Annotated in this window: 28 protein-coding genes; 10 read left to right on the top strand and 18 right to left on the bottom strand. The window is 70.2% G+C overall.

Translation table 11 applies throughout. From position 1 onward, the window contains the following. The first annotated feature begins 43 nt into the window (after positions 1-43). From ACVFYP_RS10770 to ACVFYP_RS10745, 6 genes are all read left to right on the top strand, one after another. Positions 44-1,024, top strand: a complete 981-nt coding sequence (locus tag ACVFYP_RS10770) for a Tim44 domain-containing protein (protein ID WP_499200175.1) — start codon at positions 44-46, stop codon at positions 1,022-1,024. A 167-nt stretch (positions 1,025-1,191) separates the two neighbouring features. Beyond that, positions 1,192-1,887, top strand: coding sequence for a 50S ribosomal protein L25/general stress protein Ctc (locus tag ACVFYP_RS10765; RefSeq protein ID WP_499200174.1), 696 nt, complete (start codon positions 1,192-1,194; stop codon positions 1,885-1,887). A 136-nt stretch (positions 1,888-2,023) separates the two neighbouring features. Further along, on the top strand, positions 2,024-2,593 hold the full coding sequence (gene pth, locus ACVFYP_RS10760) for an aminoacyl-tRNA hydrolase (protein WP_499200472.1): 570 nt from the start codon (positions 2,024-2,026) through the stop codon (positions 2,591-2,593). A 4-nt stretch (positions 2,594-2,597) separates the two neighbouring features. After that, positions 2,598-3,077, top strand: a complete 480-nt coding sequence (locus ACVFYP_RS10755) for a hypothetical protein (RefSeq protein WP_499200173.1) — start codon at positions 2,598-2,600, stop codon at positions 3,075-3,077. A 13-nt stretch (positions 3,078-3,090) separates the two neighbouring features. Further along, positions 3,091-4,185, top strand: coding sequence for a redox-regulated ATPase YchF (gene ychF, locus ACVFYP_RS10750; protein WP_499200172.1), 1,095 nt, complete (start codon positions 3,091-3,093; stop codon positions 4,183-4,185). Positions 4,186-4,309: 124 nt separating this feature from the next. Next, a complete protein-coding gene (locus tag ACVFYP_RS10745; protein WP_499200171.1) occupies positions 4,310-5,416 on the top strand; it encodes a THUMP domain-containing class I SAM-dependent RNA methyltransferase in 1,107 nt (368 codons plus the stop codon). 3 nt (positions 5,417-5,419) lie between these two features. On the opposite strand, the gene ACVFYP_RS10740 is transcribed toward ACVFYP_RS10745, so the two are convergent. The 7 genes from ACVFYP_RS10740 to ACVFYP_RS10710 form a co-directional block, all read right to left on the bottom strand. Next, positions 5,420-6,322, bottom strand: a complete 903-nt coding sequence (locus ACVFYP_RS10740; protein WP_499200170.1) for a lipid A biosynthesis lauroyl acyltransferase — start codon at positions 6,320-6,322, stop codon at positions 5,420-5,422. Positions 6,323-6,338: 16 nt separating this feature from the next. Next, positions 6,339-7,361, bottom strand: a complete 1,023-nt coding sequence (locus ACVFYP_RS10735; RefSeq protein WP_499200169.1) for a zinc-binding dehydrogenase — start codon at positions 7,359-7,361, stop codon at positions 6,339-6,341. Next, the gene (locus tag ACVFYP_RS10730) at positions 7,361-8,632 is read right to left on the bottom strand and encodes a beta-ketoacyl-ACP synthase (protein ID WP_499200168.1); all 1,272 of its coding nucleotides are present in this window, start codon (positions 8,630-8,632) and stop codon (positions 7,361-7,363) included. The genes ACVFYP_RS10735 and ACVFYP_RS10730 overlap by 1 nt, the downstream gene beginning before the upstream one ends. Next, positions 8,629-9,834, bottom strand: a complete 1,206-nt coding sequence (locus tag ACVFYP_RS10725) for a beta-ketoacyl-ACP synthase (protein WP_499200167.1) — start codon at positions 9,832-9,834, stop codon at positions 8,629-8,631. The genes ACVFYP_RS10730 and ACVFYP_RS10725 overlap by 4 nt, the downstream gene beginning before the upstream one ends. Then, the gene (locus tag ACVFYP_RS10720; protein WP_499200166.1) at positions 9,827-10,297 is read right to left on the bottom strand and encodes a 3-hydroxyacyl-ACP dehydratase FabZ family protein; all 471 of its coding nucleotides are present in this window, start codon (positions 10,295-10,297) and stop codon (positions 9,827-9,829) included. The genes ACVFYP_RS10725 and ACVFYP_RS10720 overlap by 8 nt, the downstream gene beginning before the upstream one ends. A 35-nt stretch (positions 10,298-10,332) precedes the next feature. Further along, positions 10,333-10,623: an acyl carrier protein gene (locus ACVFYP_RS10715; RefSeq protein WP_499200165.1), complete on the bottom strand. Its 291-nt coding sequence runs from the start codon at positions 10,621-10,623 to the stop codon at positions 10,333-10,335. 87 nt (positions 10,624-10,710) lie between these two features. After that, positions 10,711-11,514, bottom strand: coding sequence for an alpha/beta fold hydrolase (locus ACVFYP_RS10710; RefSeq protein WP_499200164.1), 804 nt, complete (start codon positions 11,512-11,514; stop codon positions 10,711-10,713). Between the two features lie 154 nt (positions 11,515-11,668). On the opposite strand from ACVFYP_RS10710, the gene ACVFYP_RS10705 reads away from it, so the two are divergent. Beyond that, entirely contained in the window at positions 11,669-12,736 is a 1,068-nt protein-coding gene (locus tag ACVFYP_RS10705; RefSeq protein ID WP_499200163.1) for a ketopantoate reductase family protein, read from the top strand. Between the two features lie 23 nt (positions 12,737-12,759). Here ACVFYP_RS10705 and ACVFYP_RS10700 read toward each other — a convergent pair whose 3' ends face one another. Genes ACVFYP_RS10700 through ACVFYP_RS10685 form a run of 4 tightly spaced genes read right to left on the bottom strand, consistent with a single transcriptional unit; the run spans position 12,760 to position 17,884 of the window. Further along, positions 12,760-14,091 carry a TldD/PmbA family protein gene (locus ACVFYP_RS10700; protein WP_499200162.1) on the bottom strand — a complete coding sequence of 444 codons (1,332 nt, stop codon included), beginning with the start codon at positions 14,089-14,091 and terminating at the stop codon, positions 12,760-12,762. Continuing rightward, on the bottom strand, positions 14,088-15,353 hold the full coding sequence (locus ACVFYP_RS10695) for a M16 family metallopeptidase (protein WP_499200161.1): 1,266 nt from the start codon (positions 15,351-15,353) through the stop codon (positions 14,088-14,090). Before ACVFYP_RS10695 ends, ACVFYP_RS10700 begins: the two co-directional genes overlap by 4 nt. A 19-nt stretch (positions 15,354-15,372) precedes the next feature. After that, on the bottom strand, positions 15,373-16,776 hold the full coding sequence (gene thrC / locus ACVFYP_RS10690) for a threonine synthase (protein ID WP_499200160.1): 1,404 nt from the start codon (positions 16,774-16,776) through the stop codon (positions 15,373-15,375). 46 nt (positions 16,777-16,822) lie between these two features. Next, positions 16,823-17,884 carry a hypothetical protein gene (locus ACVFYP_RS10685; RefSeq protein ID WP_499200159.1) on the bottom strand — a complete coding sequence of 354 codons (1,062 nt, stop codon included), beginning with the start codon at positions 17,882-17,884 and terminating at the stop codon, positions 16,823-16,825. Between the two features lie 105 nt (positions 17,885-17,989). Between ACVFYP_RS10685 and ACVFYP_RS10680 the strand changes: the two genes are divergently transcribed. Both ACVFYP_RS10680 and ACVFYP_RS10675 read left to right on the top strand, forming a co-directional pair. After that, a complete protein-coding gene (locus ACVFYP_RS10680) occupies positions 17,990-18,421 on the top strand; it encodes a MarR family winged helix-turn-helix transcriptional regulator (RefSeq protein WP_499200158.1) in 432 nt (143 codons plus the stop codon). Further along, on the top strand, positions 18,421-18,750 hold the full coding sequence (locus ACVFYP_RS10675) for a DUF3147 family protein (RefSeq protein WP_499200157.1): 330 nt from the start codon (positions 18,421-18,423) through the stop codon (positions 18,748-18,750). The genes ACVFYP_RS10680 and ACVFYP_RS10675 overlap by 1 nt, the downstream gene beginning before the upstream one ends. Here ACVFYP_RS10675 and ACVFYP_RS10670 read toward each other — a convergent pair. The 6 genes from ACVFYP_RS10670 to ACVFYP_RS10645 form a co-directional block, all read right to left on the bottom strand. Beyond that, positions 18,739-19,584 (bottom strand): alpha/beta fold hydrolase, encoded by an 846-nt coding sequence (locus ACVFYP_RS10670; protein WP_499200156.1) that lies wholly within the window; start codon positions 19,582-19,584, stop codon positions 18,739-18,741. The two genes, ACVFYP_RS10675 and ACVFYP_RS10670, sit on opposite strands and share 12 nt — an antisense overlap. Positions 19,585-19,642: 58 nt before the next feature. Next, positions 19,643-20,188 carry a papain-like cysteine protease family protein gene (locus tag ACVFYP_RS10665; RefSeq protein WP_499200155.1) on the bottom strand — a complete coding sequence of 182 codons (546 nt, stop codon included), beginning with the start codon at positions 20,186-20,188 and terminating at the stop codon, positions 19,643-19,645. A 141-nt stretch (positions 20,189-20,329) separates the two neighbouring features. Beyond that, positions 20,330-20,803 (bottom strand): GNAT family N-acetyltransferase, encoded by a 474-nt coding sequence (locus ACVFYP_RS10660; protein ID WP_499200154.1) that lies wholly within the window; start codon positions 20,801-20,803, stop codon positions 20,330-20,332. 5 nt (positions 20,804-20,808) lie between these two features. Then, entirely contained in the window at positions 20,809-23,454 is a 2,646-nt protein-coding gene (locus ACVFYP_RS10655) for a DUF4175 domain-containing protein (RefSeq protein ID WP_499200153.1), read from the bottom strand. Further along, entirely contained in the window at positions 23,451-24,794 is a 1,344-nt protein-coding gene (gene lysA, locus ACVFYP_RS10650) for a diaminopimelate decarboxylase (protein WP_499200152.1), read from the bottom strand. Before lysA ends, ACVFYP_RS10655 begins: the two co-directional genes overlap by 4 nt. A 47-nt stretch (positions 24,795-24,841) precedes the next feature. Then, positions 24,842-25,450, bottom strand: coding sequence for an NAD(P)-dependent oxidoreductase (locus tag ACVFYP_RS10645; protein WP_499200151.1), 609 nt, complete (start codon positions 25,448-25,450; stop codon positions 24,842-24,844). 104 nt (positions 25,451-25,554) lie between these two features. On the opposite strand from ACVFYP_RS10645, the gene ACVFYP_RS10640 reads away from it, so the two are divergent. Continuing rightward, positions 25,555-25,914, top strand: coding sequence for a winged helix-turn-helix transcriptional regulator (locus tag ACVFYP_RS10640; RefSeq protein ID WP_499200150.1), 360 nt, complete (start codon positions 25,555-25,557; stop codon positions 25,912-25,914). On the opposite strand, the gene ACVFYP_RS10635 is transcribed toward ACVFYP_RS10640, so the two are convergent. Then, positions 25,896-26,486, bottom strand: a complete 591-nt coding sequence (locus ACVFYP_RS10635) for a TetR/AcrR family transcriptional regulator (RefSeq protein WP_499200149.1) — start codon at positions 26,484-26,486, stop codon at positions 25,896-25,898. The two genes, ACVFYP_RS10640 and ACVFYP_RS10635, sit on opposite strands and share 19 nt — an antisense overlap. Positions 26,487-26,493 lie beyond the last annotated feature (7 nt).

The following is a 26,493-nucleotide window of genomic DNA, read 5'->3' as shown; positions in this document are numbered from 1 at the left end:
ATATTACAAACAGGAAACCCAGACCGGAGCCACGGACCCTACCATGCGCCGCAAAGCATCCATCCTCGCCGCCTTCGCCGTCGTGGCGCTGGCGCTCGCCCCTGCCCTCGCGGAAGCGCGCCGGGGTGGCGGATTCTCGTCCGGCAGCCGTGGCACCCGCACCTACCAGGCACCGCCTCCGACCAGCACCGCGCCGGGCGGCGCCACACAGATGCAGCGCACCCAGGCGGCGCCGCCCGCGGCGACCGCAGGCGCCGCCGCGGCTGGCACCGCCGCGGCCGGGACTGCCGCCGCGCGCACCGGCATGCGGGGTGGGTTGATGGGCGGCCTGCTGGGCGCCGGCCTGTTCGGCATGTTCCTTGGCGCCGGCCTGTTCGGCGGCCTGGGCGGCTTCGCCTCCATCCTCGGCCTGCTGCTGCAGGTGGCGCTGATCGGCGGCGTGATCTGGCTGGTGATGCGCATGATCCGCGGCCGCCGGGAAGCGACCGCCGGTGGCCCGCCGAATGCCTATGCCCGCGACATGCAGCAGGGCGTCGGCCCGCGGCCGATGACCGGTGGCGCCATGGGCGCGCCGCGTGGCCCGATGCCGGCCGCTGCGGAGCCTGAGGTGGCCACCCTGCCGCTGCAGATCGGCGAGGCCGATTATCAGGCCTTCGAGCAGAATCTTCATGCGGTGAACGATGCCTGGACCCGCCAGGACCTGGAGGCGCTGCGCCGTCTCTCCACCCCGGAGATGACCAACTACTTCGCCAACGACCTGAAGGACCTGCGTGCCCGCGGCTGGACCAATGCCACCAGCGGCACGAAGCTTCTGTCCGGTGACCTGTCCGAGGCCTGGCAGGAAAATGGCCAGCATTACGCCACCGTGGCGATGCGCTACTCCATCGTGGACGTGACCACGGATGCCTCCGGCAAGGTGGTCGAGGGCCATCCGACCGAGCCGCAGGTGGTCACGGAACTGCTGACCTATACCCGCTTCCCGGGCGAGGCCTGGCGCCTGTCAGCGATCCAGCAGACTAGCTGACAAGCCAGGGCGAAGGGGCGGAAAACCCCCTTCGCCCTTGCTTCCGCCCCCTGCATCGGCTAGGCGTCCCCGCTGCGTCGGCACCCCTGGAGGCCGGCGCATTTTCTTTGCGCCCGCCCCGGCGAAAACCGGCTGTGGGCGCAATATTCATGTGAAGGAGCCTGGCAATGGTCCAGACAGTGCGGATCGAAGCCGTGGCGCGCGCAGATGCAGGTAAGGGGGCAGCGCGCGCGACCCGGCGGGAGGGGCTGGTCCCCGGTGTGGTGTATGGTGCGAAGCAGGCGGCGACGCTGGTGGCCTTCGACCCGCGCGACATCATGAAGGAACTCACCAAGGGTGGCTGGCAGTCGCACCTCTATGAGGTTGCGGTGAAGGACGGCCCGACCGAGCGCACCATCATGCGCGAGGTGCAGTTCCACCCGGTGACGGATCGCCCCATCCATATCGACTTTCAGCGCGTGGCCCCCGGTGCGCGTATCCGCGTCCGCGTGCCCGTGATGTTCCTGAACGAGGACACCTCGGTCGGCATCAAGGCCGGTGGCGTGCTGAACGTGGTCCGCCGCGAGGTCGAGGTTCTGGCCGAGACCGACAAGGTGCCGGACCAGTTCGAGATCGACCTGGCCGAGGCCAAGATCGGCGACGGCCTGCGCTGGTCGGCCATCAAGGACCATCAGGGTGCGCGCCCCGGCATCGCCGGCCGCGACTTCATGATCGCCTCGATCGCCGCCCCGACCATCGATGAAAGCCTGGCACCCGTCGTGGTCGCCGCGCCGGAGCCGGTGAAGGGCAAGGGCAAGGCGCCGGCCAAGGCTGCTGCCAAGCCGGCCGCCGCCGCCCCGGCCGCGCCCGCCAAGAAGAAGTAGTCTTTTCAAATCAAGCCCTCTCCCCCCGACGGGGGAGAGGGTTGGTGAGGGGGGCCAGGACGGCCATGCGTGGGTTCAGGCACCCGTATGGCCCCCACCACGCTCCATCTGAAAAAAGGGGTCCGTTGCGGTGGCGCTGCTTTGGGTCGGCCTCGGCAATCCGGGGCAGGAACATGCGCGGCAGCGCCACAACATCGGCTTCATGGCGCTGGATGCCATCGCCCGTCGCCACGGCTTCACCGCCTGGCGCAAGCGCTTCAAGGGTCTGGTCGCGGAGGGCAATCTCGGCGGCCAGAAGATCCTGGCGCTGAAGCCCGAGACCTACATGAATGCCAGTGGCGACGCCGTGCAGCAGGCCGCCGCCTTCCTGAAGCTCGGCACGCCCGATATCTGGGCCTTCCATGACGAACTGGACCTGGCGCCCGGCAAGCTGAAGGTGAAGAAGGGCGGCGGCACCGCCGGCCATAACGGCCTGCGCGACATGCAGCGTGCCTTCGGCAATGCGGATTTCTGGCGTGTCCGTCTCGGCATCGGGCATCCTGGCCACAAGGATCGCGTGACCGGCCATGTGCTGGGCAACTTCGCCAAGGTCGAGACCTGGGTGGAACCGTTGCTGGACGCCGTGGCGGATGCGGCGCCACTGCTGGCGCAGGGCCAGCATGAGGCCTTCATGACGCGCGTCGCATTGCTGACCCAGGAAGGATGACCCGATGAGCGGATTGGACGAGGACAGCGTGTTCGATGGCGATTTCGGCGGCCCGGGCCCCGAGGATTTCGCCAATGGCGCCGCCGCGCTCGCCGCCGGGCTGATCCGGGAAGCGCAGGGCCTGGCCAATGCCGCCGCATCGCTGCGCAGCGTCGCCATGCCCAACCCGCCCGGCGTCGCTGGCGGGGAGCCTGTCTCCGACATCCGTCGCCAGCGCATGGTGCTGCACACGGCCGGTGAGGCCGCGCTGCGCGCAGCTCTCGCATTGGATGCCGCCGCCCTGCTGGCCGAATCCCGCGCGCCGGCCGAACAGGCCGCCCGCATCGCGGAGGCCGCCAAGAAGGTGGGCCTGCCGCCCGCCACCCTCGCCCCCTTCCTGCGCAGCGCCGCGCTGGATTTCCGAACGGATGACGCGGCCGCCCGCATCGCCGCCTCCACGCTTGCCAACGACCTCTGCGCGTTGCTCGACGCCGCTTCCAGCTGAACGGATACTTCCCATGGGTTTCAACTGCGGCATCGTCGGCCTGCCCAATGTTGGCAAGTCCACGCTTTTCAATGCGCTGACGGCCACCGCCAGCGCCCAGGCGGCGAACTACCCCTTCTGCACGATCGAGCCGAATGTCGGCCGCGTCGCCGTGCCCGACCCGCGCCTGGCGGTGCTGGCGAAAGTCGGAAAATCCCAGAAGATCGTGCCGACCAGCCTGGAATTCGTCGACATCGCCGGCCTGGTGCGCGGCGCCTCCAAGGGTGAAGGCCTGGGCAACCAGTTCCTGGCCAATATCCGGGAGGTGGACGCCATCGTCCATGTGCTGCGTTGTTTCGAGGATGACGACGTCACCCATGTCGAGGGCAATGTCGACCCGGTTCGGGATGCCGAGACCGTCGAGACCGAGCTGATGCTCGCCGACCTCGACAGCCTGGAAAAGCGCGCCTACAGCCTCAACAAGCGCGCCCGTGGCGGCGACAAGGAAGCCTCGGCGCAGCTTGCCTTGATCGAGCCCATCCTCGCCGCGCTGACCGCCGGCAAGTCCGCCCGAACCGCCATTCCGAAGGGGGAGGAGGAGGCGGTGCGCCGGCTGCAGCTGATGACCAGCAAGCCCGTGCTGTACGTCTGCAACGTCGAAGAAGCCTCCGCCGCCACCGGCAATGCGCACAGCCAAAAAGTCTTCGAGATGGCGAAGGCGCAGGGCGCCAAGGCCGTGATCGTCTCCGCCGCCATCGAGGCCGAGATCAGCATGATGGCCGAGGCCGACCGCGCCGAATTCCTGGAAAGCCTGGGCCTGGCGGATAGCGGCCTCGATCGCATCATCCGCGCCGGCTACGAGCTGCTCGGCCTGATCACCTACTTCACGGTGGGTCCGAAGGAGACGCGGGCCTGGACCATCACCCGTGGCACCAAGGCCCCGGGCGCCGCCGGCGTCATCCATGGCGACTTCGAACGCGGCTTCATCGCCTGCGAGACCACGGCCTATGACGACTACACCAGCCTCGGCGGCGAACAGGGTGCCAAGGAAGCCGGCAAGATGCGGATCGAGGGCAAGGAATATGTGGTGAAGGACGGCGACGTCCTGCTGTTCCGGTTCAACGTGTGAGACTTACGCTGGCGGATCGGGACCGATCCGCCTCTACGCGCCGGCACCTGCCGAAGCGCGCTTGGCGCCGCGCCATCCGGCACGGCGCCCGTTCGGGCGCAGTTCGCGACCCCTGGGAATTGGTATGACCGACACCTTCGACATCTTCCTCGCCACGGCGCCGGGGCTGGAGCCCCTGCTGTTCGAGGAAGTGCGGGGCCGCGGCTTCAAGAAGCCCCGCGCCGTGCCGGGTGGCGTCGTCGTCACCGGTGGCTGGCCGGAGGTGTGGCGCGCCAACCTTTGGATTCGGGGCGCCGGGCGCGTGCTGGCACGGGTCGACAGCTTTCGGGTGGTGCACCTCGCCCAGTTGGACGAGAAGGCGCGGCGGGTGGACTGGGCCAGCGTGCTGCGCGCCGATGTGCCTTTCCGGGTCGAGGCGACCTGTGCGGCCTCCCGCATCTACCATTCCGGCGCCGCGGCGCAGCGGATCGAGACCGCGATCCGGGAGACCCTGGGCGCGAAGCAGGCCGAGGACGGCGTGCTGGTCATGGTGCGGATCGAGAACGACCAATGCACCATCAGCGTCGACACCTCCGGCGAGCCTCTGCACAAGCGCGGCTACAAGCAGGCGGTCAATCCGGCGCCGATGCGGGAGACCATGGCCTCCCTGTTCCTGCGGCAATGCGGCTTCGAGGGCACGGAGCCGATGCTCGACCCGATGTGCGGCGCCGGGACCTTCGTCATCGAGGCCGCCGAGATCGCCGCGCGGCTGAACCCCGGCCGGTCGCGCGACTTCGCCTTCCAGCGCCTAGCCAGCTTCGATGACGCGGCCTGGCAGCAGATGCGCGCGGTGAAAAGCGCGCGGGTGCCGGTGGCGCGCTGCCAGGGCAGCGACCGCGACGCCGGTGCCATCGAGATGAGCCGCGCCAATGCGGAACGCGCCGGCGTGACCGACTTCACCGATTTCCGCCAGGCGCCGATCAGCGACATCACCCCGCCGGAAGGCCCGCCCGGCCTGGTGATCGTCAACCCGCCCTATGGCGGCCGTCTGGGAGAGGGGAAAGACCCGTCCCGCCTCTATGCGGCGTTCGGGCAGATCATGATGACCCGCTTCAAGGGCTGGCGCGTCGGCCTGGTCACCAGCGAGTCCCGACTGGCCCAGGCAACCCGCCTGCCCTTCCTGCCGCCGACCGCGCCGGTGCCGCATGGTGGGCTGCGGGTGACGCTGTACCGGACGTTGCCGCTGGCCTGACGGCTACATCCGCCAGCGGCGGTGCTGCCACAGCCACTGGCCGGGATATTCGCGCACCCAGCCCTCGACGATGTCGTTCACCTGCTGCGTCGCCGCCTGGATGTCGACCAGGCCCTTCGCGTCCCGTACCAGTTCCACCGCCTCCGTCAGTTCCAGCCGGAAGCGGCCGCCGGGCAAGCGGATGGCGCGGGCGCCGTGGATCGGGCAGTCGAAGCGCCGGGCGAGGCGGGCCAGGATCGGGATGGCCGTCGCCTCCCGCCCGAAAAAGCGGATCTTGGGACCACGGCCGAAGCGCTGGTCGACCAGCATGCCGAGATGCAGCCCCTCGTCCAACGCCTCCATCATGCGGATCGGTGCGGCGGGGCCGGCAGGGATCAGCGCGCCCATCACACCCTTGCGCAGCGCCAGGATGTCGCGGGCGATGGCCGCGTTGTTGGGGGTGCGGTAGAGCGCCGCCGCCGGCAGGCCGTGGCGCAGCGCGGCGACGGCGGGCAGCTCCCAGTTCGCCAGATGGGCAGCGAAGATGATGGCGGGCTTTCCGTCATCCCGCAGGCGCTCGAAGCGGGCCATGCTGTCGGCGTCCAGCTCGATGCGGCCGGTATTCGGATTCTCCGGATCGAAATCCCAGAGATCGCCGAGATGCACATATTCGCTGGCGGTGCGGCCGAGATTCTCCCAGCTCTCGCGCAGGATCGCGGCGCGTTCGGCGGCGGTCTTCTCGGGAAAGGCCGCGTCGATGTTCTCACGTGCGATGCGGTTGGCCGAGGTCAGCGGCCCCAGCGTCCGCGCCACGGCGGCGCCGATGCGCCCCGCGCGGTCCGGCCCCAGCGCGCGAATCAGTGCGAAGCCGCCCCGGACCAGGGCGGCCAGTGTCTCGTCCGCGGCGCGTTTCAGCGAGGCCTTCATGGAAACCGGCAAAAAATCAGAACTTCACCACGATCTTGCCGAAGACGCGGCGCGATTCCAGCCGTTCCAGGCCTTCCGTGAAGCGCTCCAGCGCCACCACCGTGTCCAGCACCGGCAGGATGCCCTGCGACATCTTGCCCAGCGCATCGCCGACGTTGCGGATGGCGCAGCCGAAACTCCCAAAAATGCGGAGCTGGCGCTGGAAGATCATCATCAGGTTCGTCTCGGCCGAGACGCCGGAGGTGCTGCCGCAGGTCACCAGCCGCCCGCCCGTGCGCAGCGACAGCAGCGATCCCGCCCAGGTGGTCGCGCCCACATGTTCGAACACCACATCGACGCCGCGCTTGCCCGTCACCCGGCGTGCGACCGTCGAAAAGTTCTTGTCGGTGTAGTTCACCACATGGTCGGCGCCGAGCGCCTGCGCCTTGGCGCATTTCTCGTCATCGCCGGCCGTGGCGATGACGGTGCAGCCATGCGCCTTGGCGACGCGGATGGCGACGGAGCCGATGCCCGACCCCGCGGCCTGGATCAGGATGGTCTCGCCGGGCTTGAGCTGCGCATTGTCGAACAGCATGTGCTCGACGGTCCCGAAGGTGACGGTGGCGCAGGCGGCTTCCTCGAAGGGCACGTTTTCCGGAACCCGTACCAGCAGCCGCGCCGGCACATTCGCCAGTTCGCGCGCAAAACCGTCGATATGGAAGCCGGCGACGCCCGAGACGTTCTCGCAGAAATTGTCGCGACCTTCGCGGCAGGCGGCGCAATGGCCGCAGGTGCGGGCGCCATAGGGCACGGCGCGGTCGCCGGCCTTCCAGCCGGTGACGCCGGCGCCAACGGCCACCACCTCGCCGGACGCCTCCGCCCCCACCGCCAGCGGCAGGGTGCGCTGGGCGAAGGCCATGCCGCGCCAGCCCCAGACGTCGATGTGGTTCAGCGAGACGGCGCGGATGCGCAGCTGCACCTCGCCCTCGGCGGGCGGCGGCGGAGGTTCGATGTTTTCGAGCCGCAGGTCGCGGTCGCCATGCAGGCGCAGCGCGCGCATCAGCCTGGTGCCCCGCTGAGCACCAGGCACACATTCTGCCCGCCGAACCCGAAACTGTTGGACATCACATGGGTGACCTTCGCGGCGCGGGCGACGTTCGGCACCACATCCAGCGTGATCGCCGGGTCCGGCTCGTCATGGTTGATGGTGGGCGGCAGCATCTGGTCGCGGATCGCCAGCAGGCTAAAAGCCGCCTCGATAGCGCCGGCGGCCGACAGCGTGTGGCCGATCATGGATTTGTTGGAGGAGATCGGCGGCGCCCGCTCGCCGAAGACGGCGCGCATGGCGAGGTTCTCCATCTTGTCGTTCTCCGGCGTGCCGGTGCCATGCGCGTTGACGTAGGAGATCTCCTCCGGCGTCAGACCGGCATCGGCGATCGCATTGCGCATTGCGCGGATCACCGCGCTGCCATCGGGGTTGGAGCGGGTGCGGTGGAAACTGTCCGACTTCTCGCCACAGCCGCGCAGGATGCCGAGCACCTTCGCCCCGCGCGCGCGGGCGTGTGAAAGGCTTTCCAGCACCAGGCAGGCGGCGCCCTCGCTCATCACGAAGCCGCCCCGGGTCTTCTCGAAGGGGCGGGAGGCGGCAGTGGGGTCTTCGTTGCGGGTGGACAGCGCGGAGAGCAGCGAGAAGCGGATCAGCGCCTCCGGCTGCACCGTGCCATCGGCGCCGATGGCCAGCGCCGCCTGGGTCTCGCCGCGCTGGATCGCCTCGACGCCGAGCTGGATGGCCGATGCGCCGGTGGCGCAGGCGGTGGTGACGGCGATGGGAGAGCCCTGGGTGCCGAAACGCGCGGCGAGATGCTCGCCGACGCTGGCGAAGGCGGCCGTCTCATACAGCGACGTCCAACCGGTGGCGGCCTCTGTCAGGGCCGGATAGACGGCCGGCGCAGGTGCCAGGCGGCGGGCGAGTTCGAAGCGGTGCGGCCATTCCACCTCGACCGGCGGCATGCCGAGCATCAGCGGGCCGGGGAAGGCGCCATCGGCCCCGAGCCCGGACTCGGCCAGGGCTTCCTCCGCCGCCATCGCCGCCATGCGCATGACGCGGGGCGTGGCGGTCAGCGGCGGGCCATCGGCCTCCTCCGGCAGGTCCACCGTGCCGGCGATGGTGGTGCGCAGATGGTCGGTGGGGAAGCGGGTGATGCGGCGGATGCCGGAGGTGCCGGCCAGCAGCGCCGTCCAGTTGGCGGCAACGCCGAAGCCGAGCGGCGTGACCAGGCCGATGCCGGTGACGGCGACGATCGGTCGGCCGAGATGGTCGAGGTCGCTCACGGCTGTTCCTCCGCCGGGATCGCCCGCAGATGCGCCAGCGCTTCCCCGCGCCAGGCGCCGAAGCCGGTCACCAGAAGATCGCGCGCCGGTTCGGCCATCGGCGCTTCCGCCTCCTCCAACGCCGCCGGCATCAACCCCTCGGCCAGCATCAGCGCACCGAGGGCGAGGCTGGCCGGGAAATTGGCCTCCACACCCCAGCCAAGCCGGCTGCCGGCGGCGCGCAGCGTGATGTCGCGACCGAGCCCGGCGAGGAATTCCTGCTCCGCCGCCAGCGGCGCGGCGAGGCCTGTGGCGCCGGAGAGTACCGTCAGCGGGCCTTCCGGCAGGTCCAGCCGGGCCAGCGCGCGGCTGGCCGCGGCGGCAGAGGTGTCGGTGGCATTGCGGCGCGCCTGTTCGCAGGCCACGCCCATCACCTGCGCGAGGCCCTTGGCGCCCCGGGCGCGGGCGCTGCCGGCGGTTTCCAGCACCAGGAAGGCGCCGAGCGTACCGGGGATGGCGCCGGGCGCCTCGGTGCGGGAGAAGACCGGCGCATAGCCGCCCCGGCGCAGCAGCCCGCCCGCGTGATACAGCACAAGAAGGTCCCAGCGCGGTGCGATATAGGCACCGCCGACCAGAGCCGACTGGCCCCGCCCCTCGGCGAGACGCGCGGCGGCGATGCGCACCGCCTCCGCCCCCGCCTGCTCCTCCCCCATCAGGGTGCGGGAGGCGCCGGTGACGCCATGGACGATGGAGACATTGCCGGCCAGCAGGTTGGACAATTGCGCCAGGAACAGCGTCGGCCGCAGCCCGCCGGCCAGCAGAGCGTTGAGCTGGGTCGCGGCCTCGGCCGGGGGCAGGCTGGCGAGCGCGGCCAGCACGCTTTCGTCCAGGCCCATATCACGCTCACCGCCACCGGCGGCGATGATGAGGTCCATCTCCGCGACCAGGCCGCGGGCGCCCGCATCATCGAGCGCGAGGCCCGCGGCATAGGTGCCGAGGCGCTGCCAGGGCTCCATCTGCCGCTGATCGCCCTTCTTCGGGATCTGCCGGTCAAGCTCCAGCACCGGCGAAGGGTGCAGCGGAAAGGGGGCGTGGCTTGCGGTATCGACCGGCGGCGGTGCGGTGCCGGCCAGCAGCGCGGCATGGGCGGCGCGGCCTTCCCCGGCGGCGGAGACCAGCCCGATGCCGGTGATCCAGATCGGCTCCTGCACCATCTCAGCCATGCCCCGATCCATCATGTCCGGGCAAGCCAATGCGCCGAGCGGTTTCGGTCATGGCTTCGCGCAGCGGCTCGGCCGGGAAATCCATGATCCGGAAGGTCAGCTCGGCATCGGCCACGCGCTTGCCCTCCGACAGGATGCGGGCGCTGGCGACGGCGTAGCCGGACCCGTCATGGCTGCGCGTCGCCTCCACCACCAGCGGCGCGCCGGGGCCGACGAAGCCGCGGAAATTGGCGCTGTTGACCTTCAGCAGGAAGGGCATGCGTTGCAGCTTCTCGATGGACAGCAGCAGCCATCCGGCGGTCTGGGCCATCGTCTCCACCAGCAGCACGCCGGGGACGATGGGGTAGCCGGGGAAATGGCCCTCGAAGACCGGGCTCGCCTCCGGCACCCGGCTTTCGACCGTGATCTGGTCGGCGCCCAGCGTCACCACGCGATCGACCATCTGGAAATATTCCAGCCGCATCGCCTGTGCCCCCGTGCCTCCCTGAACGCCTGGTCTCAGGCCTTGGCCTGCTTGGCGGCCACCAGCTCCTCGATCCGCTGGGCGAGGTTGCCCATGACGAAATACTTCTCGGCCGGCGCGGTGCCGGCATTCACTTCCTGCGTCCAGCTTTCCACCGGCACCTTGATGCCGAAGGCCTTGTCGATCGCGAAGACGATGTCGAGGAAGTCCAGGCTGTCGATGCCCAGGTCATTGATGACATGCGCGCCCGGCGTGATGCTGTCGCGCGCCACTTCGCTGTTTTCGGCGATGATGTCGGCGATCTGGTCGAAAACCGGGGACGTCATGGGGAACAGGCTCCGGGCGGCGAGGGGGCGATAGCGGAAGGGCGCCTCTTCGCCTGAACCGGCCGGCTTGTCCAGCGCCGAGGGGTGTCAGAGCCTGTTGAGGAAGGCCAAAACGGCCGCATTGAATTGGTCCGGCTGCTCCATTGGCACGGAATGACCGGCATCGGCGATGGCCACGACCTCCGCTTGCGGAACATGCCGCAGCCAGCGCGCCATCAAAGTCGGCGGCGCGTAGAGGTCGGCGCTGGCGGTGACGGAGAGCATCGGCAGGCGAATCGTCGCGATCTTGGCGAAGGTATTGGGCGTGCGCAGCGGCTGGGCTGGCGCCTCCGGCTGTTTCGCCACTTCCTGCGCATGGGCCCAGGCCTCCGTCCGCTGCGGATAGGCGGCGCGGAAGGAGGGGCCGATCTCCCGAAAGCTTTCCGGCAGCGCCTTGAAGCCATCGAACAGCACGTTCCGGGTCAATTGCTCCATTTCGGGCTCGGAGAAGGACCCGGTGCTGGCCGCGACGGTCAGGCTGCGCAGCCTGTCTTGCCGCCAGCTGGCGAAGTCCAGCGCGACGAAGCCGCCGCCGGCGACGCCCAGCAGATGGAAGGGCGGCAAGGCGAGATGGGTGGCCAGCGCATCCAGATCCTCCGCCACGCTGGCAGGCTGCGGGCCGGTGGCGGCGTTGGCGAGGCTGCCACCCCAACCGCGACGATCGAAGGCGATCACGCGATAGCCGGCGGCGGTGAAGGCGGCGAATTGCGGGTCCCAGCTCGCGCTGGTGCCGGTATTGGCGTGCAGCAGCACGATCGGCACCCCGGCGCCGCCAGTGTCGCGGTAGCACAGGCTGACGCCGGGCAAATCCGCTTGACGGGGCGGTGGTGTGGCGGGGCCGGCGAGGCTCATCGGTGGGTCTGGCTCTGGTTCGGGGTCATGGCGGTCCTCCTGGCCCAAAAGGTTATTCCTGTGACCTATACCCTGTCGAGCCGGCCCCATCTGGCCGGTCCACGCTCGCGGCGATAGCCTCCGCGCCAGCGGAATCAGGGGAAGGGAACAGTTCATGGGCAAGCGCATCGCCATCATCGGGGCCGGCGCGGTCGGCGGCTATGCTGGCGCGCATATGGTCCAGGCCGGCGAGGATGTGACCTTCGTCGATATGTGGCCGGAGAATGTGGAGGCGATTCGCGCCACCGGCCTGCGCATCAGCCACATCAAGGACGTGCCTGAATTCACCGTGAAGGCGCGCGCCCTGCACCTGACGGAGTTGCAGTCCGTGGCGCGGGAAAAGCCCTTCGACATCGCCTTCATCTGCGTCAAATCCTACGACACCGACTGGGCGACGCTGATGGTGCGGCAGTATCTGGCGCCGGATGGCTATGTGGTCAGCCTGCAGAACTGCATGAATGAGGAGACCATCGCCGGCCTCGTCGGCTGGGGCCGCACGCTAGGCTGCATCGCCAGCTCCATCACCGTCGAACTCGCCGCCCCCGGCCATGTGAAGCGCGCCTCCGGCAAGGGTGGCGCGGCACATACGGTCTATCGGGTGGGGGAGGTGCATGGCCGCGTCACCGATCGGGCGAAGGAGGTGGCGCGCCTCACCGCCCTGTCCGACAGCACGCTGGTGACGAACAACCTGTGGGGCGAACGCTGGTCGAAGCTGGTGGCGAATGTGATGGGCAACGGCATCTCCGCCGCCACCGGGCTCATCAGCCGCGACGTGCTGCTGGATGACCGCCTGCGCCATTTCACCGCCCGGCTGGGCAGCGAGGCGATCCGCCTCGGCAAGGCGCTGGGCTATGGGCTGGAGGAGATTCTACACCTCGACCCCGAGCTGATCGCCCGCGCGGGAGAAGGCGATGCGCAGGCCGTCGCCGGCTACGACGCGGCGCGCATCGCGGAGGCGAACAAGCCCGGCGGCGCGGCGGGGCACCGCCCCTCCATGGGCCAGGACATGGTCAAGGGACGGCGGACGGAGATCGAATATCTGAACGGCTTCATCGCCACCCAGGCCGCGCCGCTTGGCCTGGCGACGCCGGCCAATGCGGCCCTGACATCGCTTGTGCAGCGGATCGAGCGCGGCGAAATCGCGCCCGATCCGGCTCATATCCATGCGCTGCGGCTGAACTGAGCATCACACCCTCCGCCGGCGCGTCAGGCGCCGGCGAGGGTCAGACCTTCCACGCGGATGGTCGGCGCATCCGTGCCACGGCGGAACACCAGGTCGTCCGCCGCCGTCATGTTCAGGAAGATGTCCTTCAAATTGCCGGCGATGGTGATCTCGCTCACCGCCTCCGCCAGGACGCCATCGCGGATCATGAAGCCGGCGGCGCCACGGCTGTAGTCGCCGGTGATGCCGTTCACCCCCATGCCGATCAGGTCGGTGACGTAGAGACCTTCCTTGATATCGGCCATCAGCGCTGTCGGGCTCAGACTGCCCGGCGCCAGCCACAGATTGCTCGCCGCGGGGCCGGGCGGCCCGCCGGTGCCGCGGCTGGCATGGCCGGTGCTGGCCAGGCCGAGCTGCCGGGCGCTGCGCCAGTCCATGATCCAGGTGGTCAGCACCCCATCCTCGACGATGGCGCGCGGCGCGCCGGCCATGCCCTCCCCATCGAAGGGGCGCGACCGCAGGCCGCGCGGGCGCCAGGGGTCGTCGCGCACCGTCAGGCCCTTGGCCAGCACCTGGCCGCCCAGGCGATCCGCGAGGAAGGAGGTGCCACGCGCCACGGAGGCGCCGTTGATCGCCCCCAGCAGATGCCCCAGCAGGGACGACGCCACACGCGGCCCATAGACCACCGGGATGCGCGCCGTCTTCGCCCGCACCGGGTTCAGCCGTGCCACGGCCTGCTGCCCGGCGCGCCGGCCGATCGCTTCGGCATCCTCCAGATCGGCCAGATGCACGACGGAGGAATAGTCGTAATCCCGTTCCATCGCCGTCCCCTGCCCCGCCAGCGCGGTGCAGGACAGGCTGTGGGAGGTGCGGACGTAGCTGCTGGCGAAGCCCGCGCTGGTGGCGAGTGCGATGCGCACCCGGCCCCAGCTGGCATCGGCGCCCTCGCTATTGGTCACGCCGGGCACCGCCAGCGCCGCCTCCTCCGCCGCGGCGGCGCGGGCGATCAGCGCCTCCGCATCCGGCTCGCTCGGGTCGTGCAGGTCGAGCTCGGCGGCATCACGCGGCGGATCGAACTGGTCGGCGAGGCCGCCAAAGGGATCCTCCGGCACCACTTTCGCCATGGCCACAGCGCGCTCGGCCAGCGCCGCGAAACCGGCGGGGTCCGCCACGGTGGTTGAGACGATGGCCTGCCGCTTGCCCAGGAAAACACGGAGCCCGATGTCGAATCCCTCCGACCGCTCCAACTGCTCGATCCGCCCGAGGCGGCGGGAGACGGAGAGCGAGGCGTTCTGCACCGCCAGCGCATCGGCGCTGTCGGCCCCGGCGCGGCGCGCCGCGGCGACGAGATCCGCCAGCAGTTCGGCGTTGTTCATGCCGCCAGCTTCTCGGTGATCGCCGGGAGCCCCGGCACCTTGCCCGCCGGACCCAGCGCCGCCAGGGTCGGAGCCCCCCGGAAGGCCAGCGCCGCGGCTTCCTGGATCTGGTCCACCGTCACGGCGGCGATGCGCGCCTTGGTTTCCTCGGTGGGGATGATGCGGCCATGCACCTGGAGCTGGCGGGCGAGCTGTTCGCAGCGGCTGCCGGTGGATTCCAGGCTCATCAGCAGGCTGGCGCGCAGCTGGGCCTTGGCGCGGTTCAGCTCATCCTCCGTCACGTCCCGCTGCACCCGGCGCAGTTCCTCGAGCGCCACCGGCACCAGCTCCTCCGCCTGGTCCTCGCCGGTGCCGGCATAGATGCCGAACAGCCCGCCATCCTGGAACGGCGAGGCGAAGGAATAGATGGAATAGACCAGCCCGCGCTTTTCCCGGATCTCCTGGAACAGGCGGGAGGACATGCCGCCGCCGAGCAGGGTGGAGAGAAGCTGCGTCGCCATGTGCAGCCGGTGGGTGGAGGCGACGGAGGGGAAGCCGAAGCACAGATGGACCTGGTCCAGGTCCCGCTCCTCCCGGAACTCACCGCCGGTGTAGCGGGCGGGTTCGGGCACGGCGGCGATGGCGCTGGGCAGTTCGGAAAAATGCCGCTGGGCGAGGTCGAGCAGGTCCTCATGTTCCAGCGCGCCGGCGGCGGCGATTACCATGCGGGACGGGCCGTAATGCCGGCGCATATAGCCGGTCAGCGCCTCCCGGCTCATCGCCGCGACGGTCTCCTCGGTGCCGAGCACCGGGCGGCCCATGGCCTGGGAGAGATAGGCGGTGGCCTGGAAATGATCGAAGACGATGTCGTCCGGCGTGTCGTTGGCCTGGCCGATTTCCTGCAGGATCACGCCCCGCTCACGCTCCAGCTCCTCCGGCACGAAGGTGCTGTGGGACAGGATGTCGCCCAGGATGTCGGCGGCGAGGCCGACATCCTCCTTCAGGATCTTGGCGTAGAAGGCGGTGTTTTCGCGGGACGTATAGGCGTTCAGATGGCCGCCGACATTCTCGATCTCCCGCGCGATGGCGGCGGCGTCGCGGCGTTCGGTGCCCTTGAAGGCCATGTGTTCCAGGAAGTGGGAGACGCCGTTCTCCGGCGCTGCCTCATGCCGCGTGCCGGCATCGACATAGGCGCCGATCGAGACGGTCTCGACCCGGGGCATCTTCTCGGACACCACGGTCAGGCCGCTTGGCAGCCGGGTCAGGCGGATGGCGTCGTTCATGATCTTCCTTCGCCGCCCGTCAGGCGACGTTGCGCAGGGTGTGGCGTCGCACGAAGGCCTCGATCTGGCCGAGATCGGCCGGCAGGCGGGTGAAACGCTCGGGACGCTCATATAGGTCGGCAAGGCGCGAAGGCAGAGGGGCCTCGATACCCGTGGCCTGGCGCACCGCATCCGGGAATTTGGCCGGATGTGCGGTGGCCGCCACGACGATCGGGATGGCCGGGTCGGCGGGCGGGCTGGCCATGGCGGCGGCGGTGCCGATGGCGGTGTGCGGGTCGGCCAGATAGCCCTGCCCATGCAGCCGGCCGATCTCGGCCAGCGTGCCGGCATCATCCAGGGCAAATCCGCGAAACACCTGGGTGGCGCTGCGCCAGGCGGCATCCGGCACCGGCATGCGGCCCTCGGCACGGAAGCGCCGCATGGTATCGGCCGTCGCCACCGGGTCGCGGCCCAGCAATTCGAACAGCAGGCGCTCGAAGTTGGAGGAGACCTGGATGTCCATGGAGGGGGAGAAGGAAGGCTCCACGCTCCGCATGGTCATGTCGTTGGAGGACAGGAAGCGGGTCAGGATGTCGTTGCGGTTGGAGGCGATCAGCAGCTGCGCGATCGGCAGGCCCATCCGCCGCGCCGCCCAGGCCGCCAGCACATTGCCGAAATTGCCGGTGGGCACCGAAAACGCCACTTCGCGATCCGGCGCGCCGAGCGCCAGGGCGGAGGCCACGTAATACGGGATCTGCAAGGCGATCCGCGCCCAGTTGATCGAATTGACCGCGGAAAGCTGCATCTCGGTCCGGAAGGGCAGGTCCGAGAACATCTCCTTCACCAGGTCCTGGCAGTCGTCGAAGGAGCCTTGGATGGCGAGGTTGGCGATGTTGGAGGACAGCACCGTGGTCATCTGCCGGCGCTGCACCACGCTGGTGCGGCCTTCCGGATGCAGGATCACCACATCCACCGCCGCACGGTCGCGCAGCGCCTCGATGGCGGCGGAGCCGGTGTCGCCGGAGGTGGCGCCGACCACCGTCACCCTTTCGCCGCGCCGGGTCAGCACATGGTCGAACAGCGGGCCGAGGGCCTGCATCGCCATGTCCTTGAAGGCGAGCGTCGGGCCGTGGAACAGCTCCAACGCGAAGACCCGCGTATCCAGCTGCACCAGCGGCGCCACCGCCGGGTGGCCGAAGCCGGCATAGGCCTGGCGCAGCATGGGCCGCAGCGTCGCCTCATCCGGCTGGCCGCCGGTGAACAGCGCCAGGATATGGGCGGCGAGGTCCGGATAGGGCATGCCGCGCAGTGCGCGCCATTCGGCGCTGGTCAGCACCGGCCAGGCCTCCGGCACGAACAACCCGCCATCCTCGGCGAGGCCGGCCAGCAGAACGCCTTCGAAATCGCGCGACGGGGCATCGCCGCGGGTGGAGATGTAACGCATGCCCCCAACCTAGCCCGACCAGGCGCCGCCCGCGAGGGGGCGGCGATTATTGCGCGGGGATGGTGACCGTCAGCGGCGTATGCCCCGGCCCGCTTTCGGCCAGCACCTGCAAGGACTGCACGAAGGCGAACGTGACCTTGGAGGGGAAATCGTCGAAATCGATCCAGAAGGACCGGCCGCGATAGACCACCGAGGCATAGGCCTCGGCCGGCGCACGGTCGCCCTGGCGTATCGTCACCAGCCGGTCCGCGGCGCGCGCCTCGTACTGCAAGGTCGCGCCCCTGGTGATATCGGCCTGCGCCACCTCGATCTGGCTGCCCATCTCATACAGGATCTGCAACAGGGACCGGGTCAGCACCGAAACCCGCCCTGCCCCGGCCGCGGCGCGGCCATAGACCAGTTCGAATTCCCGAACCGGTCCGCTCAGCCCCAGCAGGCGGCGCAATTCGCGCAAGGCGGGCTCGGCACGGGAATCGCCGCCGCCGGGCAGCAGGAAGACCCGGTTGCCATGTCCCTCGCTTTCGAAGCGCAGGCTCAGCGCGCGGGCGCCATGCGCTTCGGACAAGGCGCGCATCAGCGCCTCGAACCCATCCGAGCTCTGGCGAGGCGCACCGCCGCTGACGGACTGGTTGGGCAGGCCGTTCACCGATTGCACGCCGATGCGAAACAGCAGGTCCAGCGGCGCGCCGCTTTGCGCCAGCGACAGCAGCTGCGCCGGCTCCAGCGGCCGCAGATAGGCCCGCGCGAAGCGCTCCCCCGTCACCGGCGTGAAGTTGTAGGTGGGACGGGAGGCGAATTCGAAGGTGCCGGACAGGGTGGCGAAATTGCCCGGATTGGCATTGGGATAGGCGTTCAGCCCCGCCTGCCCGCCGGCCTGCAGAGTATAGCCGGAGATCAACTGGCTGACGGTCAGGAAGGTCGGCACGTCGCCATAGCGCAGCCGGACCATGTTCAGCAGCATCTGCCGTTTCAGCCCCTCCCCCAACGCATTGGCATAGCCGAGCTGGTCCAGGTCGAGCTGCTGCGGCCCGAGCTGGTGGCAGCCGGCGAGCGGCAGCAGCGCGGCGGCGAGGAACCGGCGGCGGCCGGGTGGCGGGGAGGCGGACATGGTCCTGCATCCACGCCCCCACCCCCGAAGGTCAACCTTGCCGCGTTGACATCCCTGTGCGGCGGCGCGATTGAATTATATCGTTCATGACGATAAATTCGTCTTATGCGAAGCGATCCCGATCTGGCCCGGCTGCTGTCCGACCGCTACGCGGCGATCTACCGCCACGGCCACCGCCCCTATGCGACGCCGCTGAGCCACCAGGCGGTGCGGGTGCTGCAATATGCGGCGGAGGGTGGCGCGACGGTGCAGTCCCTCGGCCAGGCCATCGGCTGCGCCACCAACACCGCCTCCGAGATCATCCGCCGGCTGGCCGAGAAGGGGTTGGTGACCAAGACGCGGCGCGCCTCGGATGAGCGTGTGGTGGAGGTGGCCGTGACGGCCCAGGGGGCGGCGGTGCTGGAGGAACATACCGGCCTGGATCAGCACCGCCTGGCCGCCGGCCTGGCCCGGCTGACACCGGCCGAGCGCGACCGGATCGCGGAAGGCCTGGCGCTGCTGCTGCGCTGTGTGACGGGGGGCGAGGCGCCATGCTGATGGTCTTCAAGGTTGCCGCCAGCGCCGCGGTGATCGGCGGCATCAACCTGCTGGCGCGGCACAACCCGCAGCTCGGCGGCTGGATCGCCGCTTTGCCGCTGATCTCCATCCTGTCGATGATCTGGCTCGGCGTGGATGGCGCGCCGCCGGCGGAAATCCGCGCCTTCACCGTCACGGTGCTCTGGGGCCTGGTGCCGACGGCGACCGTGCTCGGCATCATCGCCGTCGCCATGGGCCAGGGGCTGTCCCTGCCCCTGGCGCTCGGTTGCGGGGCCGTCGCCTGGGGGTTCTACACCCTGGCAGCCCGGCATTTCGGCCTATTGGGGTGAGTGGCCCACCTCGATCAGGAAGGCCTCGACCAGGGCGTTGAAGGCGGCGGGAGTCTCGAAATAGGCGGAATGGGCGGCATCGGGGATGCGGGCCACCTTGGCGCCGGGAATCTCGGGCGCCATCGCCTCCAGCGCGAAGGGCGGGATCACCTGGTCCTGGCCGTTCGGCATGAACAGCACCGGGCAGTTGCCGCCAGCGAGGTCGGCGGGCGGGCGGCGGCGCATCTCCGTCATCCGGGCACGCAGCGCCTCCTTGTCCAGCCCGGCGCTCAACCGGTCGAGCGCGGCGTAAAGGTGATGCTGCGCCGGCTGGCGTTCGGCCATGGCCGGGCCGCCGGCCGGGTGGATATTCGCGGCCTGCATGGCGGCGCGGGCGGCGGCCGAGTCCCGGTTCCAGCCTTCCAGCCGGCCTCGCGCGGGCTCCCGCATCTGGCGCGGGTCGAGCGAGCCGGTGGTCGCGGCCAGCACCAGGGCCTTCAGCCGCCCCGGCCGTGCCAGCGCATATTCCACGCCCGTCCAGCCGCCCATGGACTGGCAGACCAAGGCGATGTCGCCGAGGTCCAGATGGTCGACCAGCGCCGCCAGATCCCCCGCATAGTCGCGCGGGTCCGGCCCGCCCGCCGGCGCGGTGGAGGGGAAGAAGCCGCGATGGGAGAAGCTGACGCAGGTGTAGCGCGGCGCGAAATGCGCCACCTGCTGGAACCAGGACAGGTAGCAGCCGCCCAGCCCATGGGCGAAGACGATGGGTGGGCCGCTGCCCGTCACCTCATAGGCGATCCGGCAATCCGGGCGTTCGAGCGTGCCGAGCCGGCGCGGCGGGGCGGTGAAGGACATGGGCTGCGTCTCCGTCTGTCCCGCCCAGCCTCGCAGCCCGCGCCAGTGCTGCAAAGGGTCAGGGCCAGCCGAATCCCGCATCCGCGCCGCCGGAGGCCGCCTGGAAGAGCTGGTTCACGCCATAGGGCTTGGCCAGCCGCGCGAAGCAATCCGCCGGGCTGACATAGGTGGCGTGATTGCCGGCGATGGCCTTCATGCCGATCAGGAAGGGGTCCAGATAGACCACCTTGTTCGACCCGCTGATGCCGACGATCAGCACCACATGCCCACCCACGATCCTCGCCGGCCCATAGGTGCCGGAGGCGAGGATCGGCCCGCGATGCCGCAATGCCTCACGCCAACCATCGATCTGGGCGGAGATGTCATTGCGCAGAACCTGCTGCAGCCCATAGCCCTCGATGGCGCCGGGGGCGAAGCCGCGGTTGCGCGCCTTGGCGGTCTGCACCTGGGCGGTATGAGCGACGCGGTTGGCACCGGTGCCGGGATCAACGCCGTAGATGCAGCCGTAGCGCCAGTGCATCAGCATCTCCAGCGCCGTCATCCAGCAATGCAGGCTGATGCCCTGCCAGCGATAGGCGACGTTGTAGCCCATGCGGATGGCCATGCGCGTTTTCTCCCCCTCGGCGGCAGGCCGATGGCGAAAGCTTGTCGCATGTCCCGGGGGCCGGCCATCCCTTTCGGACTTGCAACCAGTCCATATTGTTTCGTCGCATTTTTGGAGTCGGAGACGCCGACTCCCTCATCGTCAGGGACGCTCGAACAACTGTTCCTGCACCCGCACGCCCCAGCTTTCGGCGGGCGCTTCCTCAATCAGCCGGAAGCCGTGCTGCTCATACAGTCGCCGGGCCGCATCCAACCCGGCGAAGGTGGTCAGCCAGAGCCGCTCGAAGCCGCGCGCCGCGGCGAAATCCAGCGCCGCGCCCAGCAGCCTGCGGCCCACCCCGCCACGAGCGCCTTCCGCCACGATGAACCAGCGGATGCGGGCCGATGGACGGTCGCGACCGTCCAGCGCGATGCCGCCCACCACCTCCCCCGCCTCGGACAGCGCCAGGAACAGCTGCGCATCCGGATGCGGCAGGGCGGTGGCGAAGGCGCCGAGTTCCGCCGCCACCTTGGCCTCGAAGGGCAGCCCAAAGCCCCAATGGCGACCGTACCATTCGGCATGCAGGGCGATGATCCGGGCCAGGCCGCCCGGCACCGGAGTCTCGGTGATGACCATCGCCGTCAGAAACGCCGCAGCAGCCGGTCGATGTAGTCCAACTCCTCCTGCGGCCTCGTCCGTTCGGCGCCGCGCTTGCGCAGCTCCTCCTGAATCCGGCGGGTGCGCAGCAGCTCGGCCTCATCCGGCACGCGGGTGTCGCTGCCATTGTCCTGGGCGCCAGGGGATTCGCGGGTGCGGCGGCCGAGCGGGTCGCGGCCCGGGCCCTGGTTCTGGGCCTGGTCATTGCCCTCCCCCTGGCCCTGGCCCTCGCCCATCATCTGGCCCTGGCCTTCACCCTCGCCTTCCTCGTCCCCCTCGCCGGGCTCGCCCTGGCCGAACTGGCGCTGCATCTGCTGCGCCATCTGGCGGCTGCCCTCCTGCAATTCGCGGATCGCCGTCTGCTGGGGCTCGCGGGCGTCGCGGCCCTCCGCCAGCGCCTCCTGCGCCTCCCGCATCGCCTGGTCGGCGCGGCCGAGCGGCGCGGGAATCTCGCCGGTCAGGTCACCGAATTGCTGCATCACCTCGCCCAGCGCCCGGCGCAGGGCGCGTTGGGTGCGGGCCTCCCGCGCCGCTTCCTCCCGCGCCGCGGCATCACCCTCGCGGCGCGGCTGTTGCGGGTCGGGCTGCTGCGGAAGCGGCCGGGACCAGGGGGCGCGGTTCAGCAATTGCTGGGCGCGGCGTTCCGCCTCCTGCCGCTGATTCTCGGCCTCGGCCCGGCGATGGCCGCTGTCCAGCATCTGGGTCTCGCGGCGCACCATGTCCTGCACCACGCCCATCTGCTGCTGGCCGCGTTCGCGCTGCTGGCGCTGGCGGTCCATCGCCTCGGCGCGGGCGGAGCGGCCTTCCTCCAACGCGCGCAGCATCTCCTCCAGCTCCGCCAATTCGCGCTCGGCATCCTGCGGGCGGTTCTCCCGGTTCGCCTCGCGCATCCGCTCCGTCCGGCGGTCCAGGTCGCGGCGGTTCATCAGGCGGTTCTGCGGATCGGTGGTCATCGATTCCGCGTTTTCCTGCTGCAGCCGCTCGGCCAGCGCCTCCAGATGGCGGCGGATGGCGTCGCGCAGCTCCTGGATGCGGCGATCAGCCTCGGCGCGCTGTTCCTGGTTCTGCTGGTTCTGCTCCGGCGTCTGCTCGCGATTCTCCTGCTGCTGGCGCAGCTGTTCCTCCAGCGCCTCCCGCAAGGCCGCGCGGGCCTGTTCCAGGGCGCGGGCGGTGCGGTCGGCGCGGCCTTCCTCCAGCGCCAGGGCGGTTTCCCACATGGTTTCCTGCGCTTCCGCCACAGCCTCCGGCCTGCGGTCGAGTTCCAGCCGATGGCGGGCGCTGCGCAGGGCCAGGAAGGTGATGGTGTCGTGCTCGAAGGCTTCCGGCGCCTCAGCCAGCCCGTCCAGCTCCGCCATCGCCGGCGGCCGCGCGGTGGGGTCCAGCGACAGGGCCTTGCGGATGGCGATCAGGGCCTGGGCCACGGGATGGCTGAAGGCGCGTTCCGGCAGGATCACGATGGCGTCGGCGGAACGCCCTTCCTGCCCCGCCCCGTCCCGCGCCAGAAGCTGCACCCGCACCTCCAGCCCCGCCCAGGGATGGGCCGACAGGTCAGGGCTGGCGACGCCATTGGCCTGGCGCGGCTGGACGGAGGGCAGGTTGATGTCGACCACATGGGCCGGCGCCTGCGGCCGCGCCGCCAGGCGGATCTGGGTGACGAGGCTGACCAGCCCCCAGTCATCCTCCGCATGCCAGGGCAGGCGCAGCGCCAGACCACGGGCGGCGCGGGCCGGCGCCTCCGTGAAGCGGGCGAGCGGCGGCTGGTCAGCCTGCACCGTCAGGGTCCAGCCCGCCACCTCGAACCCGCCGCGGCGAATCGCCAGCCGCGCGCCCTGATCGATCCGCGCCTCCGCCGCCCAGGACCGGGAATCGAGGGCGCGGAACGGCGTCGCGGCGCTGCCAAGCTGCAGTTCCGGCGCGCCGCCGCTGCCGCCCGACAGCGCCACCTGCAATTGGCTACCCTGCGGCACGGTCAGGCTGCCGCCGGCGGCATCAAGGAAGATCGGCGCGGCGCCGGTATAGGCGGGTGGCGTCACCCAGGCTTCCAGACGCAGCGCAGGAACCGGCGTGGTGAGGCCAAAATGCGGCAGGAAGGCACGGCGCAGCCGTTCCGGCGCCTCGCTGCCCGCCATCACCAGCGCGGCACCCAAGGCAAGACCCAGGGCGCTGCGCAACGCGATCGGGTCGCGGCGCGCCAGCCCCGGATGCGGCAGGCCAACGCGCAGGCGGCGGATGGAGGCCGTGGCACGGCGGCGATGCGCCGCCCACACCGCCAGCGCCACGGGGTCGTCGCCGGCCGGGCGGTCGGCCAGGGCGGCAAGTGGCCGGTGGGCGAGGCCGGAGGCGGATTCCAGCCGGCGGTCGGCCTCCTCCACCCGCGGCAGGGCCAGCCCGCGAAAGCCGTGGCGCGCGGCGAAGATCACGGCGACCAGAAAGGCCAGGGAAAGCAGCGCCTGCGCCCAGCCCGGCAGCATCAGCGGCAGACCCAGCAGCGCCACCAGCAGGAACAGCCCAAAAACGCCGAGCGGCGGCCAGAGGGCGGGCCAGAGCCTTTCCCAACCCAGCGCCAGCCGTGCCAGACGGCGGCGGCGCCTCAGGCCGCGAAGCGGGGAGGCAGCCGCCTGATCCGTCATGCGTCGAGCCACTCCGGCACATGCTGCCCGGCGAGCAGCGCTTCCTGCGTCTGGCGTTCGCGCACGACGGCGAAGCGATCGCCATCGACCAGGACCTCGGCGGCCAGTGGCCGGCTGTTATAGGTGCTGCTCATGGCCGCGCCGTAAGCCCCCGCATCCAGTATGGCGACCAGACTAGACGGAGCGAGGGAGGGAATGCCACGACCTCGGGCAAATGTGTCTCCGCTTTCGCAGATCGGCCCCACGATATCGGCCGGTGCGAGGGGGGCGGTGAAATCCGCCGGCGCGACCGGCACGATGCCATGCCAGGCTTCATACATCGCGGGCCTGACCAGATCGTTCATGGCGGCGTCCAGCACCACGAAGCGCCGGGCCTCGCCCAGCTTCTGCAGCACGACGGAGGTGACCAGAACGCCCGCCGGCCCGGCGATCCAGCGCCCCGGCTCCACCATCAGCTCCACCCCCAGATTGCCCAGCGTGGCGGAAATGGCGCCAGCCAAAGCGGCGGGGCTGGGCGCGGGCTCGTCGCGATAGGGGATGCCAAGGCCGCCGCCGCAATCGACGCGCTCCACGCTCAGCCCCTGGGCGCGCAGGCCGCGGACCAGATCGGCCAGATGGCCATAGGCGGTGCGATAGGCGCCGACGCCGGCGGTGATCTGGCTGCCGATATGCACGGCAATGCCGACCGGATGGATGCCGGGCATCGCCGACATGCGGGCATAGAGCGCCGGGGCCTCGCCGATGGCGATGCCGAACTTGTTCTCCGACTTGCCGGTGGTGATCTTGGCGTGGGTCTTGGCGTCCACATCAGGGTTCACCCGCAGCGCCACCCGGGCGGTGCGGCCCATCGCGGTGGCGACGGCGGAGATCATCTCCACCTCCTCCGCGCTTTCGGCGTTGATCTGCTGGATGTCCTCGGCGATGGCGAGACGCAGCTCCGCCAGCGTCTTGCCGACGCCGGAGAAGACGATATGGGCGGCCGGGATGCCGGCGGCGCGGGCGGCGCGCAGCTCCCCCTCGCTCACCACATCGGCGCCGGCGCCCTGCTGGCCGAGCAGACGCAGCACGGCCAGGTTGGGGTTGGCCTTGACCGCGAAATGCACCTGCGCGCCCAGCTGCGCCTCCTTCAACGCGCCCTGCAAGGCCGCGAGGCGGCGGCGCAGCGCGCCGGCGGAATAGGCCCAGACCGGGGTGCCATGGGCGGCGGCGATGCGCGCCAGCGGCACCTCCTCCATCATCAGGCCCGCCAGCGGGTCCATGCGCAGATGCGGGCGGAGGGCGAGCAGCTCGGCGAAGCTGGGGTCGGGGTCCGGGTGAAGCAGGGGAGCGGGTGCGGCCATGCCCCTATTCTGGGGGCGATCGCCCCACCCGCCAAGAAGTACTGTGCTCAGTAGCCCACGGTGAAGCGCGCGCGGGAATGCGCGGGACGCTCGACCTCATCCACCAGGGCGATGGCATAGTCGGCGAAGGAGATGGAGCTGCCCTGGGCGTTGCTCAGCAGCTGGTCGCCGCCGAGCCGAAAAATGCCGGTGCGCGGCCCATCGAAGAACAGGGCGGAGGGGGAGAGGAACGTCCAGTCCAGCGTCTTCTCCTGCCGCAGCAGGTCCAGGAAATCAGCGCCGGCGGTCGCCTCAGCTTTGTAGATGGCGGGAAATTCCGGCGTGTCGATCAGCCGCAGGCCGGGCGCCACCTCCAGGCTGCCGGCGCCACCGACCACCAGGTAGCGCGGCACCTTCGCCTGCCGGACCGCACCGACCAGGGTCGCGGCATCGCTTTGCAGGAAATGGACCGAGCTGATGGCCAGGTCATGGCCCGCCAGCAGCGCCGCCAGGCCCGGCCCGTCGAAGACATCGCCCTTGCGCGCGGTGACGCCGGGCAGGGCCGGCACCTTCTCCGGATTGCGGACGATGGCGGTCACATGATGGCCGCGGGCCGACAGCTCCGCGAGGATCTTGCTGCCAGCCTGGCCGGTGGCGCCAATGAGGGCGATGTTCATGGGGAATGCTCCTATTAGGTTTCTTCTGGTGACCAGATGCCCTTTCTGATATCTACTGCAAAGAAGGCACTAGTTGCTCACTTGGTTACCGACCGGAAACCGCCATGCATCTTCCCAATGCCTATGACGCGAACTGCCCGACGCGGCTGGTGCTGGACCGGATCGCCGACAAATGGGCCGTGCTGCTGCTCATCCTGCTGGCGGAGGCGCCACACCGCTTCAATGCGCTGCGGCGACGGATCGACGGCCTGTCGCAGAAGATGCTGTCGCAGACGCTGAAATCGCTGGAACGCGACGGGCTGGTGACGCGCACCGCCTTCCCCACCGTCCCGGTCACGGTGGAATACGCCATCACCCCCCTGGGCGCGACGCTGGCGGAGCGGGTGGACGGGCTACGGCTCTGGGCCGAGCAGCATATGACCGATGTGCAGGCCGCGCAGGCCCGCTACGACCGGGCCGTGTAGCCCAGAAGCCGCGCCACGCCGGCTTCGAGCACCGCCTCCGGCGGCGGGTCGGCGGGCAGCATGCCGGCGCGTTCCAGCCCGGCCACGCCATGCGACATCGCCCAGACCTGCACCGCCAGGCTTCGCGCATCCATCCCTTGTGGCAGCATGCGGGCCAGGGCCGTGACCAGCGTGCCAAAACTTGCCTCGCTGCCCGGCACGGCGGGGCTGGCCGCCCGCCAGTCGAACATGGCGCCGTAATAGCCCGGCTCCTCCCGCGCGAAGGCCAGGTAGCTGCGGCCCATGGCGGTCAGCCCGCCCTCCTGCCCCGCCTGGCCGAGCCTGGCCCCGAACAGCGCGAAGCCGCGACGGCAGAGTTCCGCGAGCAGCGCGTCGCGATCCTTGAAATGGCGATAGGGGGCGGAGGCGGAAACGCCGGCCAGCCGCGCCGCCTCCGCCATGGTGAAGCCATGGGGGCCGCGTTCCGCGGTCAGGCGCCGGGCGGCTTCCAGCAGCGATTCACGCAGATTGCCGTGGTGATAGCCGCGCCGTGTGGCGAGGTCGGCGAGGGGCGATGTGTCGTCGATTGACATCACCCCG

It is taken from the genome of Roseomonas sp. F4, assembly GCF_053891155.1.
Note: the sequence above shows the minus strand (reverse complement) of the source record. Positions and strands in the feature narration are given on the sequence as shown.

Bases quoted from the DNA above. Each gene is read 5' to 3' on its own strand.
- ACVFYP_RS10735 (WP_499200169.1), bottom strand. From the start codon at position 7,361: ATGCGCGCGCTGCGCCTGCATGGCGACCGCGACCTGCGGCTCGAAAAC.
- ACVFYP_RS10645 (WP_499200151.1), bottom strand. From the start codon at position 25,450: ATGAACATCGCCCTCATTGGCGCCACCGGCCAGGCTGGCAGCAAGATC.
- ACVFYP_RS10720 (WP_499200166.1), bottom strand. From the start codon at position 10,297: ATGCGGCTGGAATATTTCCAGATGGTCGATCGCGTGGTGACGCTGGGC.
- ACVFYP_RS10725 (WP_499200167.1), bottom strand. From the start codon at position 9,834: ATGGCTGAGATGGTGCAGGAGCCGATCTGGATCACCGGCATCGGGCTG.
- lysA (WP_499200152.1), bottom strand. From the start codon at position 24,794: ATGGCCGCACCCGCTCCCCTGCTTCACCCGGACCCCGACCCCAGCTTC.
- ACVFYP_RS10710 (WP_499200164.1), bottom strand. From the start codon at position 11,514: ATGAGCCTCGCCGGCCCCGCCACACCACCGCCCCGTCAAGCGGATTTG.
- ychF (WP_499200172.1), top strand. From the start codon at position 3,091: ATGGGTTTCAACTGCGGCATCGTCGGCCTGCCCAATGTTGGCAAGTCC.
- ACVFYP_RS10705 (WP_499200163.1), top strand. From the start codon at position 11,669: ATGGGCAAGCGCATCGCCATCATCGGGGCCGGCGCGGTCGGCGGCTAT.
- ACVFYP_RS10675 (WP_499200157.1), top strand. From the start codon at position 18,421: ATGGTCTTCAAGGTTGCCGCCAGCGCCGCGGTGATCGGCGGCATCAAC.
- ACVFYP_RS10635 (WP_499200149.1), bottom strand. From the start codon at position 26,486: ATGTCAATCGACGACACATCGCCCCTCGCCGACCTCGCCACACGGCGC.
- ACVFYP_RS10700 (WP_499200162.1), bottom strand. From the start codon at position 14,091: ATGAACAACGCCGAACTGCTGGCGGATCTCGTCGCCGCGGCGCGCCGC.
- ACVFYP_RS10655 (WP_499200153.1), bottom strand. From the start codon at position 23,454: ATGACGGATCAGGCGGCTGCCTCCCCGCTTCGCGGCCTGAGGCGCCGC.
- ACVFYP_RS10695 (WP_499200161.1), bottom strand. From the start codon at position 15,353: ATGAACGACGCCATCCGCCTGACCCGGCTGCCAAGCGGCCTGACCGTG.
- ACVFYP_RS10680 (WP_499200158.1), top strand. From the start codon at position 17,990: ATGCGAAGCGATCCCGATCTGGCCCGGCTGCTGTCCGACCGCTACGCG.
- ACVFYP_RS10745 (WP_499200171.1), top strand. From the start codon at position 4,310: ATGACCGACACCTTCGACATCTTCCTCGCCACGGCGCCGGGGCTGGAG.
- ACVFYP_RS10660 (WP_499200154.1), bottom strand. From the start codon at position 20,803: ATGGTCATCACCGAGACTCCGGTGCCGGGCGGCCTGGCCCGGATCATC.
- ACVFYP_RS10665 (WP_499200155.1), bottom strand. From the start codon at position 20,188: ATGGCCATCCGCATGGGCTACAACGTCGCCTATCGCTGGCAGGGCATC.
- ACVFYP_RS10755 (WP_499200173.1), top strand. From the start codon at position 2,598: ATGAGCGGATTGGACGAGGACAGCGTGTTCGATGGCGATTTCGGCGGC.
- ACVFYP_RS10770 (WP_499200175.1), top strand. From the start codon at position 44: ATGCGCCGCAAAGCATCCATCCTCGCCGCCTTCGCCGTCGTGGCGCTG.
- ACVFYP_RS10715 (WP_499200165.1), bottom strand. From the start codon at position 10,623: ATGACGTCCCCGGTTTTCGACCAGATCGCCGACATCATCGCCGAAAAC.
- ACVFYP_RS10670 (WP_499200156.1), bottom strand. From the start codon at position 19,584: ATGTCCTTCACCGCCCCGCCGCGCCGGCTCGGCACGCTCGAACGCCCG.
- thrC (WP_499200160.1), bottom strand. From the start codon at position 16,776: ATGCGTTACATCTCCACCCGCGGCGATGCCCCGTCGCGCGATTTCGAA.
- ACVFYP_RS10685 (WP_499200159.1), bottom strand. From the start codon at position 17,884: ATGTCCGCCTCCCCGCCACCCGGCCGCCGCCGGTTCCTCGCCGCCGCG.
- ACVFYP_RS10640 (WP_499200150.1), top strand. From the start codon at position 25,555: ATGCATCTTCCCAATGCCTATGACGCGAACTGCCCGACGCGGCTGGTG.
- ACVFYP_RS10740 (WP_499200170.1), bottom strand. From the start codon at position 6,322: ATGAAGGCCTCGCTGAAACGCGCCGCGGACGAGACACTGGCCGCCCTG.
- ACVFYP_RS10765 (WP_499200174.1), top strand. From the start codon at position 1,192: ATGGTCCAGACAGTGCGGATCGAAGCCGTGGCGCGCGCAGATGCAGGT.